This window comes from Ignavibacteria bacterium (assembly GCA_025612375.1).
GTDB lineage: Bacteria > Bacteroidota > Ignavibacteria > Ignavibacteriales > SURF-24 > JAAXKN01.
On sequence record JAAXKN010000018.1, the window covers coordinates 1 to 16,789 of the forward strand.

At 43.8% G+C, this 16,789-nt stretch carries 10 protein-coding genes; 3 read left to right on the forward strand and 7 right to left on the reverse strand.

What is annotated here, in order from left to right; genetic code table 11:
* Window positions 1-31 precede the first annotated feature (31 nt).
* On the reverse strand, window positions 32-787 hold the full coding sequence (locus HF312_12015; protein MCU7520934.1) for a hypothetical protein: 756 nt from the start codon (window positions 785-787) through the stop codon (window positions 32-34).
* Window positions 788-1,729: 942 nt separating this feature from the next.
* On the opposite strand from HF312_12015, the gene HF312_12020 reads away from it, so the two are divergent.
* Together HF312_12020 and HF312_12025 are read left to right on the forward strand one after the other, a co-directional pair.
* Window positions 1,730-2,539: a M48 family metallopeptidase gene (locus HF312_12020; protein ID MCU7520935.1), complete on the forward strand. Its 810-nt coding sequence runs from the start codon at window positions 1,730-1,732 to the stop codon at window positions 2,537-2,539.
* Between the two features lie 105 nt (window positions 2,540-2,644).
* Window positions 2,645-4,099 (forward strand): potassium/proton antiporter, encoded by a 1,455-nt coding sequence (locus HF312_12025; GenBank protein MCU7520936.1) that lies wholly within the window; start codon window positions 2,645-2,647, stop codon window positions 4,097-4,099.
* Window positions 4,100-4,110: 11 nt separating this feature from the next.
* Here HF312_12025 and HF312_12030 read toward each other — a convergent pair whose 3' ends face one another.
* The 3 genes from HF312_12030 to HF312_12040 are packed head-to-tail and all read right to left on the reverse strand — an operon-like array spanning window position 4,111 to window position 7,826.
* Complete coding sequence (locus tag HF312_12030) at window positions 4,111-5,058, reverse strand: CoA ester lyase (protein MCU7520937.1); 948 nt, start codon at window positions 5,056-5,058, stop codon at window positions 4,111-4,113.
* 8 nt (window positions 5,059-5,066) lie between these two features.
* Window positions 5,067-6,764: a ribulokinase gene (locus tag HF312_12035; GenBank protein ID MCU7520938.1), complete on the reverse strand. Its 1,698-nt coding sequence runs from the start codon at window positions 6,762-6,764 to the stop codon at window positions 5,067-5,069.
* Between the two features lie 21 nt (window positions 6,765-6,785).
* The gene (locus HF312_12040; protein MCU7520939.1) at window positions 6,786-7,826 is read right to left on the reverse strand and encodes an alcohol dehydrogenase catalytic domain-containing protein; all 1,041 of its coding nucleotides are present in this window, start codon (window positions 7,824-7,826) and stop codon (window positions 6,786-6,788) included.
* A gap of 255 nt (window positions 7,827-8,081) precedes the next feature.
* On the opposite strand from HF312_12040, the gene HF312_12045 reads away from it, so the two are divergent.
* Window positions 8,082-10,457, forward strand: coding sequence for a hypothetical protein (locus HF312_12045; protein MCU7520940.1), 2,376 nt, complete (start codon window positions 8,082-8,084; stop codon window positions 10,455-10,457).
* 290 nt (window positions 10,458-10,747) lie between these two features.
* Here the strand turns inward: HF312_12045 and HF312_12050 are convergent, their stop codons facing one another.
* From HF312_12050 to HF312_12060, 3 genes are all read right to left on the reverse strand, one after another.
* Window positions 10,748-11,608, reverse strand: coding sequence for a sigma-70 family RNA polymerase sigma factor (locus HF312_12050; protein MCU7520941.1), 861 nt, complete (start codon window positions 11,606-11,608; stop codon window positions 10,748-10,750).
* A gap of 556 nt (window positions 11,609-12,164) precedes the next feature.
* A complete protein-coding gene (locus HF312_12055; GenBank protein ID MCU7520942.1) occupies window positions 12,165-12,890 on the reverse strand; it encodes a hypothetical protein in 726 nt (241 codons plus the stop codon).
* A gap of 210 nt (window positions 12,891-13,100) precedes the next feature.
* Window positions 13,101-16,418: a T9SS type A sorting domain-containing protein gene (locus HF312_12060; protein ID MCU7520943.1), complete on the reverse strand. Its 3,318-nt coding sequence runs from the start codon at window positions 16,416-16,418 to the stop codon at window positions 13,101-13,103.
* Between the last annotated feature and the right edge of the window lie 371 nt (window positions 16,419-16,789).

Below are 16,789 nucleotides of genomic sequence, written 5' to 3' on the forward strand. Positions count from 1 at the left end.
ACTACGCTTATGTATACTTTTTCAAATCCATTTACACAAAAAGATTTACACTCCCATAAATAGCTGTAGGATCAGTAGCTGTCCAGCTTGTGCTGCCATAATACACTGTTGGTTCTTCTTCAAAATAATATACAAATCCGTCACCGGGATAAAACCAGATTCTTCTGTAATGATTATCACAACCATTAGTTGGCATATCCGAATTTATTTCAACCTTTGCATAACCGTATTTATCATTGCCATCTTCAACATATAGTCCAACCCATTGATTCTTATCAACATTCCTTAGTGTAGTTTTTGAACCATCCGCCATTAAAATCTGGATAAAATCATAATCATCACTAAACTCTTTTAATCTGTTTGAAAAATGATAGCCAGATACCAGCAGAGGCACATTTTCTCCCTTGGAATCAGGATGGATAAAATTAAAGATCTCAAAATTCAAAGTCTGAAGGGCATATCCCTTATAGCCTAAAATCCATTCCGGGGCATTAACCATATATCCTGAATAATTGGGATCGCAGTACATAAATGCCCTGTGCTCAACATTGTTGCTGTACATAACGGAAAAGTCGCCACCCATTTCATTGGGCAGACTAAGTTTAGTCTTAAAATTCAATAGGAGATTTCCGTCAAAGTCACTTATTTGCTCTATATTGTTTCCAATATCTTTAACCAGCCCACGCCCATTTCCTTTATCAGCACTGGTTGCTGTTGGTATTGTTTGTGGAAAGATACTGTAATTAAGACCAAGGAAAATAAACAGTGAAATAATCAGGTTTCTCATCGTAATTAGATCCAATTATATTGAAGAATTATTATTAACATTTCTAAATCCCGATGCTAAAAGTGTTTTTTAAGACGTTGTCTCTTGAAAAGAAAATTTCAGAAGAGGTTTTCATTTATAAGGTTAAAGAACTAATGTAATAAAAACCTCTTGGCTAGCATCTACGCCAAGCATATTTTATTTGTATACTTATATATATGGTGACAAAGAGCGTTTTCGGAAAATTATTTCAAAAAAAATAAAATATTTTTTAGAGGATCAGTATTTTGTTTTACAAATGTAAGTTCCAGAGATTAACATCTCCAATTACGGGCATCTGCTGATCTAAAACACATGCATAGTACTATTCTTTATCTTTGCGGGAATTTATTTTTAATGCTCTGATCCGTCTGGGTGTCTTTAATCTATTTATTGCCTGTAAAGATGAAACACTTTTAATATAAAGGTTTTGTCAAAATGTGAGAAAAAGAAGTAGGGTCTTAAATTGTTCAACTGTTCTTAATATTTTGCTATGTAGGTCTTTATAAAATATTGGAGCTTAAAATAGCGATAACACACATTATCGTCAAGAATATTTTATTATTTCGTTTCAATTGTTTGTTTTAGATTATTTTGCCGGCTAAATTGATTTGCGGTTCGGATATTTTTAATTTAATATTGACTCCAAGATAGAAGAAAATCTAAATAAAAGACCCAATAAGGCTTTTAGTTCCAATCGGGATCAAATTATTATTTTATAATTCTAAACATTCAGCAAGAACAGTTTCAAAATGGACATCACTAACTTAAAATACAGTAACATCCCGGGTACTGACCTATTTTTGAGTTTTTGTAGCAGTATTGTATGAATTGGTAAGGGTTTGAAATTAGGGCATTTCCTTTTTACCTTAAATATATAGGACATTTTTTCAATTAAAGCATTTTCTTTTAAGAGGAAGAGATATGAAGCGATTTAAGAAATTTTATTTGTTGTTCCTTTTGCTTGCCGCATTTTCTCTGGAATGCAGTACAGTTCCGCTTACGGGAAGAAGGCAGCTGGACCTGGTACCGGCTTCGCAGATGCTGTCCATGAGCTTCCAGCAGTACGGGGAATTCTTAAAGCAGAATAAGTTAAGTACTGACGCCAATGCCACGGCAATGGTAAAGCGTGTAGGTCAGAGGATTCAGCATGCAGTAGAAAAATACATGGCCGATAATAACCTTTCGGATCAGCTGAAGGGCTATCAGTGGGAGTTTAATCTTGTTGAAAGCAAGGAAGTAAACGCCTGGTGCATGCCGGGAGGAAAGGTTGTTGTTTATACGGGGATACTCCCTTTGACGCAGGATGAGTCGGGTCTGGCGGTGGTTCTCGGGCACGAGATTTCGCATGCTGTGGCAAAGCATGGCGATGAAAGGATGAGTCAGGGCCTATTAACCCAGCTTGGAGGTGTAGCCTTGCAGGTAGCACTTCAGAGCAAGCCGCAGCAGACTCAGCAGCTCTTTATGGCAGCCTTTGGGGTGGGAGCACAGGTAGGAATACTGCTGCCTTTCAGCCGCACGCAGGAAAGCGAGGCGGATCACCTGGGGCTTATATTCATGTCAATGGCGGGTTACGATCCTAATACGGCATTAAGTTTCTGGCAGAGAATGGCAGCCCAGAGCAAGGGAGCCCCTCCGGAGTTTTTAAGCGACCATCCTTCGGATCAGAGCAGAATAAATAAGATTAAGGATGAAATTCCCGAAGCGATGAAGTATTATAATAAAGGTTCATGATTTCGAAAGTTGAAGAAAAGCCGCCCGGAAATAAACGAGGCGGCTTTTTTTGTATGGGGCAAGTTAACCCATGCGTTATATAAAATAACATAAAACTGAGGCTTAATGATCCCTGTTGAATATTACATACTGATATCGTCTATATTGATACTTATAAGTATCGGGATCGCAAGATTTTCCCATAATCTTGGAATTCCTACTCTGCTACTTTTTATTGGCATAGGCATGCTTGCAGGCTCTGAGGGAATAGGAGGCATTGAGTTTGATAACGCATATATTGCCCAGACAGTAGGTATTATTGCGCTTATATTTATACTTTTTTCCGGAGGACTCGGCACCGACTGGACAGAGGTCAGGCCGGTTTTAAGGGATTCTTTAAGCCTGGCAACCCTGGGAGTATTTCTTACGGCAATAATTACGGGTCTATTGGCTTACATGGTGCTTGACCTTTCATTATTGGCCTGTATTTTAATCGGTTCAATTGTATCCTCGACCGATGCAGCAGCAGTCTTTGCGGTACTGAGGTCAAAGAATGTTTCGCTGAAGAACAGGCTAAAACCGCTTCTTGAATTGGAATCGGGCAGTAATGATCCGATGGCGGTTTTTCTTACTCTGGGGCTTATACAGTTAAATCTGAAGCCGGATACTTCCCTTTGGAATCTGCTTGGATTGTTTTTGATGCAGATGGGGCTGGGATCTGTAATTGGTTTAGCTTCAGGAAGAGGGATTGCATTCCTTATAAATTATCTAAAAGTACCCTACCAGGGTGTTTACCCGGTATTACTGCTGGCGTCTGCATGTTTTGTATATTCAGCTACAGCCTTACTTAACGGCAGCGGTTTTCTTGCCGTTTATATTGCGGGCATTGTAATCGGGAATCAGGAAATAGTTCACAAAAAAGTCCTGAACAGGTTTTTCGACAGCATGGCGTGGTTAAGCCAGATTTGTGTGTTCCTGATACTGGGACTTCTTGTATTTCCTTCCAGGCTGATAAAAGTAACTGAAAGCGGGCTTTTATTGTCGTTCTTTCTGATCTTTATTGCCCGGCCGCTGAGTGTGTTTATTTCGATGATCTTTTCAAAATTCAGCTTCAGGGAAAAGCTCTTTATTTCGTGGGTTGGATTAAGAGGTGCGGTTCCGATCGTATTGGCAACTTTCCCATTGATGTATGGCGTTCAGGGAGCAGGTTTTTTCTTTAGTCTTGTTTTCTTTATTGTGCTTACATCGGCACTGCTTCAGGGATGGACAATAAACCCCATGGCAAGGCTCCTGAAGGTTGATACTCCGGAGGTGAAAGTGCCGCAATCCCCGATTGAGTTTTCGCAGGTTGAAGGGATGGATGCAGACCTGGTGGACTTTTATGTTTTTGAGGGCTCGAAGAACGTGGGGAAATCGCTTGTAGAGCTCAGGCTTCCTCACGACAGCCTGGTAGTCCTTATAAACCGCAATGAAAACTATATTGTGCCATCCGGAGGGACAACAATTGAAAATGGGGATATTTTACTTATATTGGTCTCAAATGAGAACCTGAACAAGGTAAAAGAAATACTTTCCCGCTGACCGCGGTTTATTTATTTCAAACCCAGATATTCCGCTTTATTAAGCAGGGCCTTTGCCAAGCGGATGGTTGCGCGGTCGACCATGCGGCCATCGAGCGATACGGCGCCGCGGCCCTGGGATTCCGCCTCCATGTGGGCTTCGACAATTCTCCTGGCGCGTTCAATTTCCTCCGGGGATGGAGAATAAACTTCATTTATGACGTCAATTTGCGAGGGATGGATTGCCCATTTGCCGTCGCAGCCCAAGGCAAGGGAGAGTTCACAGGATTTCCTGAGGCCTTCGGGGTCATTATAATTTCCGAAGGGGGCGTCAATTACCTGGAGCCCATTTGCCTTTGCCGCCACAACCATACGGCTTAAGGCGTAATGCCAGCGGTGGCCGGGGTAGATAGCCTCTTCATTTTCACCGTGACCTGAAATTGATATCAGGCGCGCCCCGATGGAGGCAGAAAAGTCGGCTATTCCGAAGACCAAAGAGACGGCTCTTTCAGTGGAGCGGGCGATTTCAGAAATGTTTTCCATGCCTTCGGCAGTTTCGATGCTGAGTTCAAGGGCGATTTTTTTTCTATTCCCGGCGCTGCTTTCAATGCCGTCCAAAAGGCGGCTTACGAAATGGGAGTCGGCAGTGCTTTCCACCTTAGGGATAACAATTGAATCTATTCTATCTCCTGCTTCCTCTACAAGGCTTATAATATCCTTATATGCAAAAGGTGTATCGACCGCGTTTACTCTGACTGAAACGGTTTTATCTGCCCAGTCGGTTTCTTTAAGAGAAGACAGGACCACACTTCTGGCTTCTTCTTTAGAGTCGACGGGTACGCTGTCCTCCAGGTCGAGCATTATAACGTCGGCGTTGGATTTAGATGCCTTAAGGTGCATTTTTTGTATATGTCCCGGCACCGACAAAACGGAGCGGCGGGGTTTTGAAGAAAATTCTTTTGTTTCCAAGATTTTATTCATTATTAATTCTATTTTAATTTTCTTTTTTCGTCACGGATTTTAATTAAAGTTTTCATGACGTTACTAAGGTTTCCGTGCCATGAGGCTGTTCCGAAGGATTCATAAAGCTGTGTGTATAAGGAAAAGAGCTCTTTGTACGTTTTACCATTTTCAGCGTCAGGATAATAGGATTTTGCAATTCCTGTCATTTTCCCGCGGGCTTCTTCAAGGCTCATAAAGCCGCCTTTTTCTTTCCCTGCTGCAACGCTTGAAAGGATTGCGGCACCCAGGGCACCGGTCTGTTCACTTTTTGCCAGGTGAATGGTCTTACCCGTTACATCGGCATAGATCTGCATTAGGAGAGGGTTATTAAGCGCCAAGCCTCCGCATGCAATAATATCCTTAAAGCCGAGCCCGTTTTCTTCCAGTCTGTTAATGATTGTCAGTGCCCCGAAGGCGGTAGATTCGATTAAAGCGCGGTAGATTTCAGGTGCCGAGGTGTAGAGGCTTTGCCCCAGTATGAGGCCGCTTAGCCGGGGATCCATAAAAACCGAGCGGTTGCCGTTATTCCAGTCGAGTGCCAGGAGACCTGTTTCCCCTGCCGAGAGCTTCATGGCCTCAAGGCCCAGGCTGTTAAACTTCTCCTTTAGAGTATTGCCATATTCAGCGGGAGTAAGTTCCTTTACGAACCAGAGGAGCATGTCGCCAACAGCAGGCTGCCCGGCTTCAATGCCGTAGTATCCAGGGACAATTGAATCGGGGACGACGCCGCTAATGCCTGGAAGGTAATTAACCGGTTTATCCTTGGGCCATATCATCATGTCGCACGTGCTGGTGCCTATAATTTTAACCAGTTTGCCGGGTTCAATTCCTGAGCCTACGGCTCCCGCGTGTGCATCAACGCAACCCGTGGAAATTACCACACTTTCAGAAAGCCCAAGTTTTTCTGCCCAGAGCCTGGAAAGATTTCCTGCGGGGATTATGGATGGGACGGCTTTTTCATAAAGCCTTCCCCTCAGGAGGGCAAGTTCAGGGTGAACGAGAGCAAGGAACTGTTCGTCAGGAAGTCCTCCCCATTCATCGTTATACATCGCCTTATGGCCTGCAGCAGAGATGCAGCGTTTAATATTACGGGAGTCAGTCTCCCCTGTTAAAACGGCAGGTATATAGTCCGATATTTCAACAAAGCTGAAAGCCTTGTGGAAAACCTCAGGGTCTTCATTTAAACAGTGCAGGATCTTGCTCCAGAACCATTCGACGGAGTACACGCCTCCAATTTTCATGAGATAAAGAGGGCGTTTATCCTTTGCCAGGCGGGTTATTTTTTCAGACTCACTAATACTCGAATGATCCTTCCAGAGCCAGACCATGGCGTTAAGGTTATTCCTAAATTCAGGCTTCATGCATAAAGGGGTCATGTTTTCATCTACGGGAAGAACGCTGCTTGAGGTGGCGTCGACGCCGATACTGATAATATCCCGGGCATCAAAGTCCTTAGTGCTGCGGGCGGATTCAATTGAGGCTTTAATTATGTACTCCAGGCCTTCAATATAGTCCTGCGGATTCTGCCTGGCGACCGAAGGGTTCCCGGGATCTGTAATTATGCCGCTTTGGCCCGATGGGTAGTTAAAAACCGCGGAGGCTATTTCACTTCCGTCAGAAAGGTCCGCAATAATAGCGCGGCAGGAGTTTGTGCCGAAATCGAGTCCCAGTGAATATTTTTTCATTTCCTTTCCCCCGCTGGAAATTTAGTCGCCAAGTTTAATCATGGCTTTAATAACGCCGTCTTTATATGCGGCAACAGTTTCAAAAGCTTTCTGGGCTTCGTTAAGATTAAAGATGTGAGTAATCATCGTTTCCGCGGCCTGAGGGTTATCTAAAGCGAGCCTGATAGCATCGGGTATAGAGTTATTCTGGCGTCTGACGTTTTGAATGGTAATTTCCTTGCGCCTGAGTTTACTTATGTTGAACTGAATGGTATCCGTCTCCGGAATGCCTACGATCATAAGTTTGCCGCCCGGTTTAAGTATGTCCACTGCCTGGTCCAGCGCCTGCTGCTGTCCGCAGCATTCAAAGACAATATCCATCTGCAGGGGTTCAATTTGGTTTAAGGATTTTGCGATATCTGTTTGACCGGGGTTGGCAGTCCAGAAGGCGCCGAGCCTTTTTGCCGCATCCAGGCGGTAGTTAAGTTTATCTGTAACGAATATTTTTCTTCCGGGATTTTTCTCCAAAGCCAGGAGCACGCTTAAGCCAATGGGTCCTGAGCCCAGTATGGCGATGTTCTTATAATCCCCTTCTCCTGCAAGCTTAACGGCGTAGGCGCCGATTGAAAGGGGTTCAACGAGGGCCGCGTTAAGAGAGGACATACTCTCGTCAATTACAAAGCAGTTTTCCTCAGGCATTACAACATATTCAGACAAGCATCCTTCATACTGGCCGGGAGCGCCCATGAAGCGGAGATTACGGCATGTGTGCGGGCGGCCAGATAGGCACTGGTCGCAGTGTCCGCAGGATATTGCGGGTTCCACGGCAACCTTTTGACCCGGCTTAATTTTTTTCACGCCTGTTCCAACTTTTTCAACAATAGCCGAGCATTCATGTCCGATAGAGAACGGAAAAGTAATCACCTGGTCGCCGATGCGGCCTTCGTTAAAGTAGTGGATATCGGAGCCGCAGACGCCGACGGTGGCAAGTCTGAGGAGGACTTCGTTATCGTGTTTAATTTCGGGCACCGGGGTGTCCTTTAGTTCCAGTTTTTTTATTCCTGTAAGGAGGACAGATTTCATTGGGTATTCTTTCTTTTAATAAGAAGCACACATATAATGAATCAAAATAATAAAAATCGGGCTTTTAAGCCAAAAGAAAAGACACCAATGAAAATGTCCGTTTCCGTACAGAGATGTCCTTTAGCGCACATATAAAACAACGGATCCCCCTGGATTCAGCTATTTATTTCTTATTATGCGTAAGTTTTCCCTTCTGGTATGTTAATTGTACAGAGTTTAATAATTTTCAATTTTTTATTTCAATACCGGTTAAAAATGCTGAAACATTACCTTATTATTGCCGCAAGGAACTTAAAGAAAAGGTGGTCTTATTCTTTTATAAGCGTACTGGGCCTTTCAATGGCGCTTACAGCTTTTACTTTCATTATGCTATGGGTGGAAAATGAAAACAGTTACGACGCATTCAATGAAAAGGCGGACAGGATATACAGGATACACAGCTATGTAAAGCAGGATCCGTCGGATATGGAGATGGCAATGACGGCTCCTGCCGCAGCTGCGGCACTAAAAAACGTTACCGGTGTAGAAAACGCCGTGAGGCTGAACGGGCCGGGGAAAAATGTTGTTGTTAAATACGGGAACAATCTTTTCAATGAAGATGATTTTTACAGTGCAGACGCATCAGTATTTCAGGTTTTCACTTTACCCCTTGTAAACGGGAACCCGAATGAGGCTCTAGTAAAGCCTTATTCAATTGTCTTATCCGAATCGATGGCGGCTAAGTATTTCGGAAACTCGAGTCCAATGGGCAAGGTACTGAACATAAAACTTTACGGAGCGGAGAACAACTTTACTGTTACAGGTGTAATGAAAGACATGCCGGGGAATTCACATTTTCACGCAAACTTCCTCGCCTCATTTTCAACTATAGAAGCAAAAAACCCCGGTTACAGCTCTGAATGGGGAGGCGTTCAGGTATATACTTACGTGCTTTTATCGCCCAAAGCACGGGTTAGTGACTTTTATGCCAGGATATCCAGGCTTATAAAGGAATCTGTGCCAAAATCAAATGGCTCATGGACACTTAAGGCCATAAAGCTCAGGGATATTCACCTGAAATCGCATTACATTTTTGATATTGAGGCGAACGGGAGCATAACAAGCATTTATATTTTCACATCTGTAGGGTTCCTGCTGCTCTTTGTGGCACTGATTAACTTTATTTCTCTTTCAAATGCAAGATATACTGAAAGGACCGGAGAAATTGGAATCAGAAAGACTCTTGGAGCCGGACGCAAGGATATTATTTTACAGTTTATGCTTGAAAATACAATACTGCTTTTGACCGCACTGCTGCTGTCTTTTGTTCTGGTGGGACTTTTGCAGCCATCTTTTAACATTCTTACAGGGAAGCTTATCGCCTTAAGCCTCAGCAATCTTTTTCCGGCCATGCTGACAGGCTTACTTAGTTCGCTGTTTTCAATAGCTTACCCTGCATTTTTTCTTTCATCATTTCTGCCGGCGCAGATTTTTGGAAAGGCAAAACTGCCGGGCAAAGGCGGAAACGGAATAAGAAAAGGTCTTTTGGTTCTGCAGTTTACAATTACAATTGCGCTTATTATATGCTCACTGATAATAAACGAGCAGTTCCGTTTTATTCTAAACAAGGACCTGGGGATCAATATTGATAAGACCATTATTATTCCCTTAAGGCACGATTACCTGACTAATAAATACAGTCTTTTAAGGGACGAGTTCATAAAGCTTAAGGGAATTAAGGACGTTACAGCTTCATCAACAAATCCCGTGCACATGAAATTCATGTCTTCACTTGAACTTCAGGATAAGAGTATTATGGATATTAATTTCATGGGAATAGATTACAATTTCATCAGGACCATGGGGCTGCGTCTAACCTCCGGGCGCGACTTCTCGGAAAAATACTCCTCAGACACCGTGAGCTCAATTATTGTAAACGAAACGGCCGCAAGGAAGCTGAAGGCCATGAATCTGTTCAGCAAGGAATTTACTTCTTATTTTGATGCTCCTGCAAGACGCCAGGGACTGCGTATAATAGGCGTTGTAAATGATTTCAATTACTGGCCTCTTTATTCACCCGTTGAACCTCTGGTATTATACGTAAGCAGGAGTTACAGGAACAACATGGAAATTAAGATTTCCTCTGAGGACATCCAGGGGACAATCGGCCGCATTAAAAACAAATGGGAAAAGTTAGCCCCGGGGTATCCTTTTGACTTCAGCTTCCCGCAGGAAACCCTGCAGAAGGAGTATGAGGCAGATAAAAGGATGAAAGACATTTTTGACGTGTTTTCATTTCTTTCGATATTCATTGCGTGCATGGGACTTTTTGCATTGGCCTCATTCGGGGCGGAAAAAAGGACAAAAGAGATCGGGATCCGGAAAGTGCTGGGCTCCACAGTCTTACAGATAATTATTCTCTTATCAAAAGATTTTATGAAGATGATAGCCATTTCATCTGTTCTGGCAATTCCTCCGGCGTACTACTTTATGCAGAAGTGGTTAGAGCAGTTCTCATTCAGGATTCATTTCCCCTTCTGGATCATACCTGTTTCCATGTTTCTGGTATTTGCAGTAACATTTCTTATTGTAAGCTTCCATGCCTTTAAGGCGGCAACGGCTAACCCGGCAAATGACCTGAGGTATGAATAATAATGCCTTAATGGGAAAAGCAATTTTGATAAATGTTAGTAAGTTAAAATCTGTCAGCAAAAGTGTAGCGGGAAGTTTTTGCTGACAGATTAAAACTTACCACCCTTAGATTCCCCCATTTTATTTATGAAAAGTCCGGGGCCCAGATGTGCATTTTTGCGCAGGGAGCTTAAATGCTGGAATATGAAACCAGGTTAATTAAGGTCCGGATGCGGGATTAAGCATAAAAAAACCGCCTTTTTGATGAAAAAGAGGCGGTTTCAATGAATATTATGTAAAAGCAAAAACTTTTAGCCTAAATAGACCATAAGGTTTTTGCTGCGGGAAGCGTGTCTGAGTCTGCGGAGTGCTTTTTCCTTGATCTGGCGGACTCTTTCTCTTGTCAGGTTCAGTTTTTCGCCGAGTTCTTCCAAAGTAAGCGAGTTTTCGGTATCCAGGCCGAAGTAGTACCTGATTACTATAGCCTCTCTTTCAGTAAGAGTGGAAAGTGCGCTTTCAATTTCGCTTTTGAGTGATTCGCTCATTAAGCTGGTATCTGGTGCAGCCTCCTGTTCGTTAGGGATAACATCGAGGAGATTGTTGCTGTTGTCTTCACCCTGAGAAAAAGGAGCATCCATAGAGACGTGGCGTCCTGCGATTTCGAGGGCATAAGTAACCTCACTGACGTCCATATCCAGCTCTTTAGCCAGTTCATCTGCGCTAGGCTGGCGTTCGTATTCCTGTTCGAGTGAGTTGTATGCTTTACCAATTTTATTAAGAACGCCTACTCTGTTAAGGGGCAAGCGGACGATACGTGAATGTTCGCCAATAGCCTGAAGGATTGACTGGCGGATCCACCATACAGCATAAGAGATAAACTTGAAGCCTTTAGTTTCATCAAATCTCTTTGCAGCTTTGATGAGGCCCAAGTTTCCTTCATTTATGAGATCTCCAAGGGAGAGGCCCTGGTTCTGGTATTGTTTTGCCACGCTGACAACGAACCTTAAGTTGGCTTTAGTTAAAGTTTCAAGAGCGGCCTGATCTCCATTCCTGATCCTCCGGGCTAACTCAATTTCCTGATCTGCGGTTAAAAGCTCTACCTTGCCAATTTCCTGTAAATACTTATCGAGAGACTGACTTTCCCTGTTAGTAAATTGCTTTGTTATTTTCAATAGACCTTAACTCCTGATATTATTACCATTCTAAAAACAATAAATCTGCAAAATCCAAAATAATCAAAACCGATAAATAACACTTTTCCCAGTAAAAATCAAGATTTTCAGCAATAAAACAACATTTTAACGGCTTTGTTCCCAACTTTATGAGATTTATTTGATATTAATAATACAATTTTACATTCTAATTAGTTTCCTTAAGCAATGGTAAAAAAGGACATCCGGAAGATTTGCCATTAATTTTACCTTTTTTTGCCTGATATTATTGCAAATCAATTTTAAGGGACTTTAGTTCCTGGAATTTTGTAAGTAACACTGAATTCATATTTGATTAATTACGGATGGAAATCAAGGATTTAATATTTATCTCACCTTAGTTAGTTTATGATCGCACATAAAATGAAAAACTTAAGCTATCTGCTTTTTTAAGTCTCAGCATAATATCAGGATGCAGCACAATCACGAAGGTTTTTAAGACAGGAAGCCCCCGTGAATAGCCAAATAGCCATTTCAGAATAAATTTTCGGTGTTTTGTCAGGGCATGCCCCGGACCTCAGGCGGCAAGTTTTTTAGCCAGTATGCTTTTGGCAATCGGGAAAATCGTCTCATCGAACGGGAAATCGAGGTCGGTTTCGCACTTAAAGGCAGCCGGGTTAGGCATTTCGGGGTGGCGGCGTATGAGGTCCATTTTTAGTTCCGCAAAAGCCTGTGATGTAAGCCTGGAGATGCGAAGTGTTTCAATTAAGCTTGTTTTCATCACATTAAACGAAATATCTCCTGTTGGAAGAAAAGACATTTCGAAGCGGTAGACCTGCTCCTGGAGCTGTCTGTTATCGGGGACAAAAAAGTAGCCTTCGTTCCTGTAGATAGGGACAATTCCAACCTCTTCAATTCTGATATTCTGTTTTACGAATTCCAGGATTGCCCTGGCCTCAGTCAGTGTTTCCTCAATTTCCGGGTAAGCCCAGTTGATGAATTCGAACAAGCGTTCCACGTCGGCGTCTGAATAATCCTCATTGCTGTAGACTATCTTTTTATTTTTGAGGTCCAGCTTTTCGATTTTCTTCGGGAAAAGGCTTTGAAACCGGTTTTTCTTGCTTGATAACTCCTCCAGCAGGTTCATCAGTTCTATCAGGTCGGTTAAGACCGGGTAAATTTTATGCTGGCGCAGCTGGTCCTTGTACCTTTTAAGCACGCCCAGCACCTTGTACTGGCTTACCTCCAGGTCGTCAATTGCGGCAATAAAAGTATTTATTGAAAGCTTATCCATTCTAAACATTCCTATAGTCTCCTGCTATAATAATAGACATATTATCGGATTTTTTCCAGAGGCAATTTAACATAAAGGCTCATAACAAGAAAGAGTCTTTTGAATGATTTTTAGAACTGCAGAAATCAATTAAAAGTTCTTTTTTCCAGGAGAGAATAAAAGAAAGACGGGCTGCCAGATAAGCAGCCCGTCTTGTATCTTAAAGGAATGTGCAGTCTGTTATTTTATCAGGAGCATTTTTTTTGTGGAGATCAGGTTTTTGCTGCTGTTAAGGGATTCAGCGGAAATGCGAAGTATGTAGATACCGGAGGCAAAAGAGCCGTGATCCTGAGAATTCCACACGGCCTGGTGCCTTCCGGCCGGGATTTCGCCATCAGCGATCAGGGATACTTCCTTACCCAGTATATCATAGACAGCAATTCTAACCCTGCTATCCTCGGGCAAGTCGTACTGTATTGTAGTACTCGGGTTAAACGGGTTAGGATAATTCTGGAAAAGTGCATATTCTTTGGGGATAACCTTCTCCCCTTCGACAGAAGAGAGCACTGCCGAGCCAAGCACTTTAATAGTTCCGCTGCCGTTATTCATATTCAGCCTCTGAGGAAGGGTTTTAGAGCCGTCCCAGTTATTTGAATAAAGGAGTTCCGAGTTTTCGCCAAGAAGAGTAATTGAGATGGCATTCATCTGCTTATCCGTACTTTCCTCATAGATCCCGATTGTAAGGCAGAGGTCCCGTCCCAGTGTAACCATGTTAAAAGGGTCAGTAATATCTATCAGTTCAGCCGAGGCGGTGAAACTTGCGGCTTTTCCGGGCATTTTGTCAATCGTATAAGCTGAGAGTGAATTTACGCTTGTGCTATTGACCTGGTAGATTTTGCCATTCTCGCCGCGGATAATTAAGCTTACCAATCCCGGGACATTCTGGCAAGATTTATCGTACTTCATCGTGAAGCCGAAATCGGTTTTTGATCCCAGTTTAGCGCGGTACTTCCCTGCCGGCAAGTCAGGCACAACAAATCCGCCGCCGGAGATATGGTTATCTCCCGGAATTCCGATAGTGACAAGTGAAGGACTGCTTAGCCTGGTATAATTACCTCTAACCTTTGTATAGACGTCAAATATTGTCCCGTTTACTTCCGCCTGGCTTAACGTCCTGCTGAACGGCTGTGTGGTTGAAGAGCCTATAGTATTGTCTGCCGGGTTAGTTAAGAAAACGGGAAGGTTTGTCGCCTGCACCTCCCAGTCATTATACAAAGCCCCCAAAGCAGCTTCCCTAAATTCGACCCTTGCATTTGAAATGTCCCCACGGCTGCAGTCATTAGTATCTATTATGGCTGCAGACAAGGTAACAGCAGCGCTGCCGCAGGAAGGTGCCGAAAAGTATTGCGGGCCGGTATATTCAACCAGGGCGTTCTCGGCTTCAACCAGCAGGGATCCATAAGGAGCCTTATTGCATGAGCTGTTGAAATTCTCCTGGTCGGAGGGAGTAAATTCCGCAAGTATTTTATAAGTATCGGGATCGAGGCCGCAGGCAAATTCAAAGCTGAAGCGGAGATGTCCATCACGAACTTCGGCCTGAGAAGCTGTGCCCAGAGTATTCATGGGCCCATTTTTCAGCTGGTATTTAAATTCCACGCGGCCGCCCGAACAATTAAGGTTTTCCTGTGCGGCTGAGGTTACAACGGCTGTAACTGTAACCAGGTCGGAATACTGCACCTCTGCATCCCCGACTGAAACCCAGGTGCATGCCTTGGTAATTTCGATATCTGCATAACTGCTGCACCCTTTATAAGGATCGGCTTCAACAAAAGTCGCGCAGAAGGCACCGGGATGGATGCCTGCACTAAGTCCCGTCAGATCGATGCAGTTTTTGACGGCCTTACCATCGGCACCGGTTATGGCAGCCCCAACGAACTGGCCATTTATACGAAATTCAATGGGTTTACCCGGCAGAGGAGCGTCATAGGCAGTAAGAGTAGCCTCAAGGTCGACTTTGCTGCCGTAGACAGCCGTAATTTTATTAACAGTAATACAGGTTGCAGCCATGCTGACTTCCAAGCGGCCTTTTCCAGAAGCCGGGGCATAATTTCCGTCCAAAGGTGTAAAAGCTGCCTCTATGTAGTCGTCATACGTTCCAACAGGAATGCCTGCAATGGAGACTTCAGGCAAAGCTGCCAGGCCGTCGTCGCCCGTAACAGCGCTGCCTTTATCCGTACCATTAAGCTTAAAATAGAGTGTTCTTCCGGAAAGAGGGGTATTAGATGAAGCGGCAGTAAGCCGGGCGCTAAGAGTAACTTTCCCGTCGTATGTTCCCGTTGCATTAAGAACAACGACTGAAGAGGGAGCCTGCTGGACTATAAGGTCGCCCGAGGCGGAGCTGGGTGCATAGTTCTCGGCAGCAAATTCTGCCTTAATGGCCCCGGGATAGGATCCTGCATCGATACCGGCCAGGCTGAACTGAAGGGATGCTGTACCATCAGAAAGAGTTTGTGACGTTCCCACAGGGTTTCCGTTTACGCTAAAGGTGACCGTCCTGTTTTCAAGCGGGAGGCCCAGTGAAGAAAGAGCAGCCCTGAGGGTTACAGTGTCGCCGTAAATACCGGCTGCATTCTCCACTGCCAGGCTGGTCGGGCGTTCCCCGATCCTGAGAGTTGCCGTGGCTGTATTTGGAGAATAATTTCCTATTACCTGAAGGAAGGTTACTAAAATGGGGTAAGTTCCAACACTCATGCTGCCCAGGTCAATATCCATAACGGCAACGCCATCTGCGTCAGTTGCGGTCATGCCTTTAATCTCATCGTTGATCAGGACAGTAATCACCTTATCCTTAAGCCCCTTACCCGTAAAAGATGATATAAGAGTTGACCTTACGGTTACGGTAGAGCCGAAAGGAGCAGTTATATTATCAACCCTAAGTTCTGTAGGGGCGTATGTGACAGTGAGGACTCCAATGCCTGAACTTTTCTTATAGCTCCCATCGCCTGCAAATTCGGCGTGTATGGCGTCCAGATGAATGCCAACATTCAGATTATCCGGCAGGCGGACATCAGGAAGAGTAGCAACACCATCCTTATCGGTAACTGCGCTGCCTACAGTCCTGTCATCCAGTTTGAAGATGATTGTCCTGCCGCTTACAGTTGCAGTCGGGGGGATTAGTTTTCTTAAGGTTGCAGACAGGGTAACCGTCCCGGTGTAGGCACCTGAGGCTGGAGAGACGAAGATCCAGGTATTGGCAGCAAAAAGAGCCATCTGGCTCCCCTCCCTGCCTATTGGGGCACCGGCCTCAGTAGAATCCTTAAGAGTTAAAGTATCCTCGGGAGAATTAGTGTTTGTAAAGAGAGTTCCAATGGAACTTTCATCCTGCAATGGGTCATTAGCTGCATTCATTCCGGCAGTCAATACCGTGTTGTCACCGGGAAGAGATCCGCGGGTAAAAGAGAAAACAGAACCATGGGCGCTTTCGGCATAAATAGTAACAGATAATAAATCAAGCAACATCGCTGCAATAATAACAAATCGTACCTTTGCTTTAATCATAATTGCCCTCCAAACATAAATGTATATTGTGAAAGAAAGCGTTTTTTCAAAGGGCTGAAAAATCTTTTTTAAGAAAGATTAAATTTCAAAGAACATACACGTGACCAGTTTATTAAAAAGGCACAAAACAAGCCTGATTAACTTCAGCAGTTTCAGACTTTAGTCAGTGAATAATATGATTTACTTAAAAACGGAGTTACAAACAAAGAAGATTTGACCCTTTAGAATTAAAGAAGAATTGCATTGACGTGCGTCACAAAAAATCATTTATATTATTTTAAGCTGCCAGCGATTTTTGCCGTTGTGTGATGAAAGCATGGTAAGCAAATAAAAAAGGCGCCGCGGGTAGAGCCCAGGGCGCCTTTTAATTC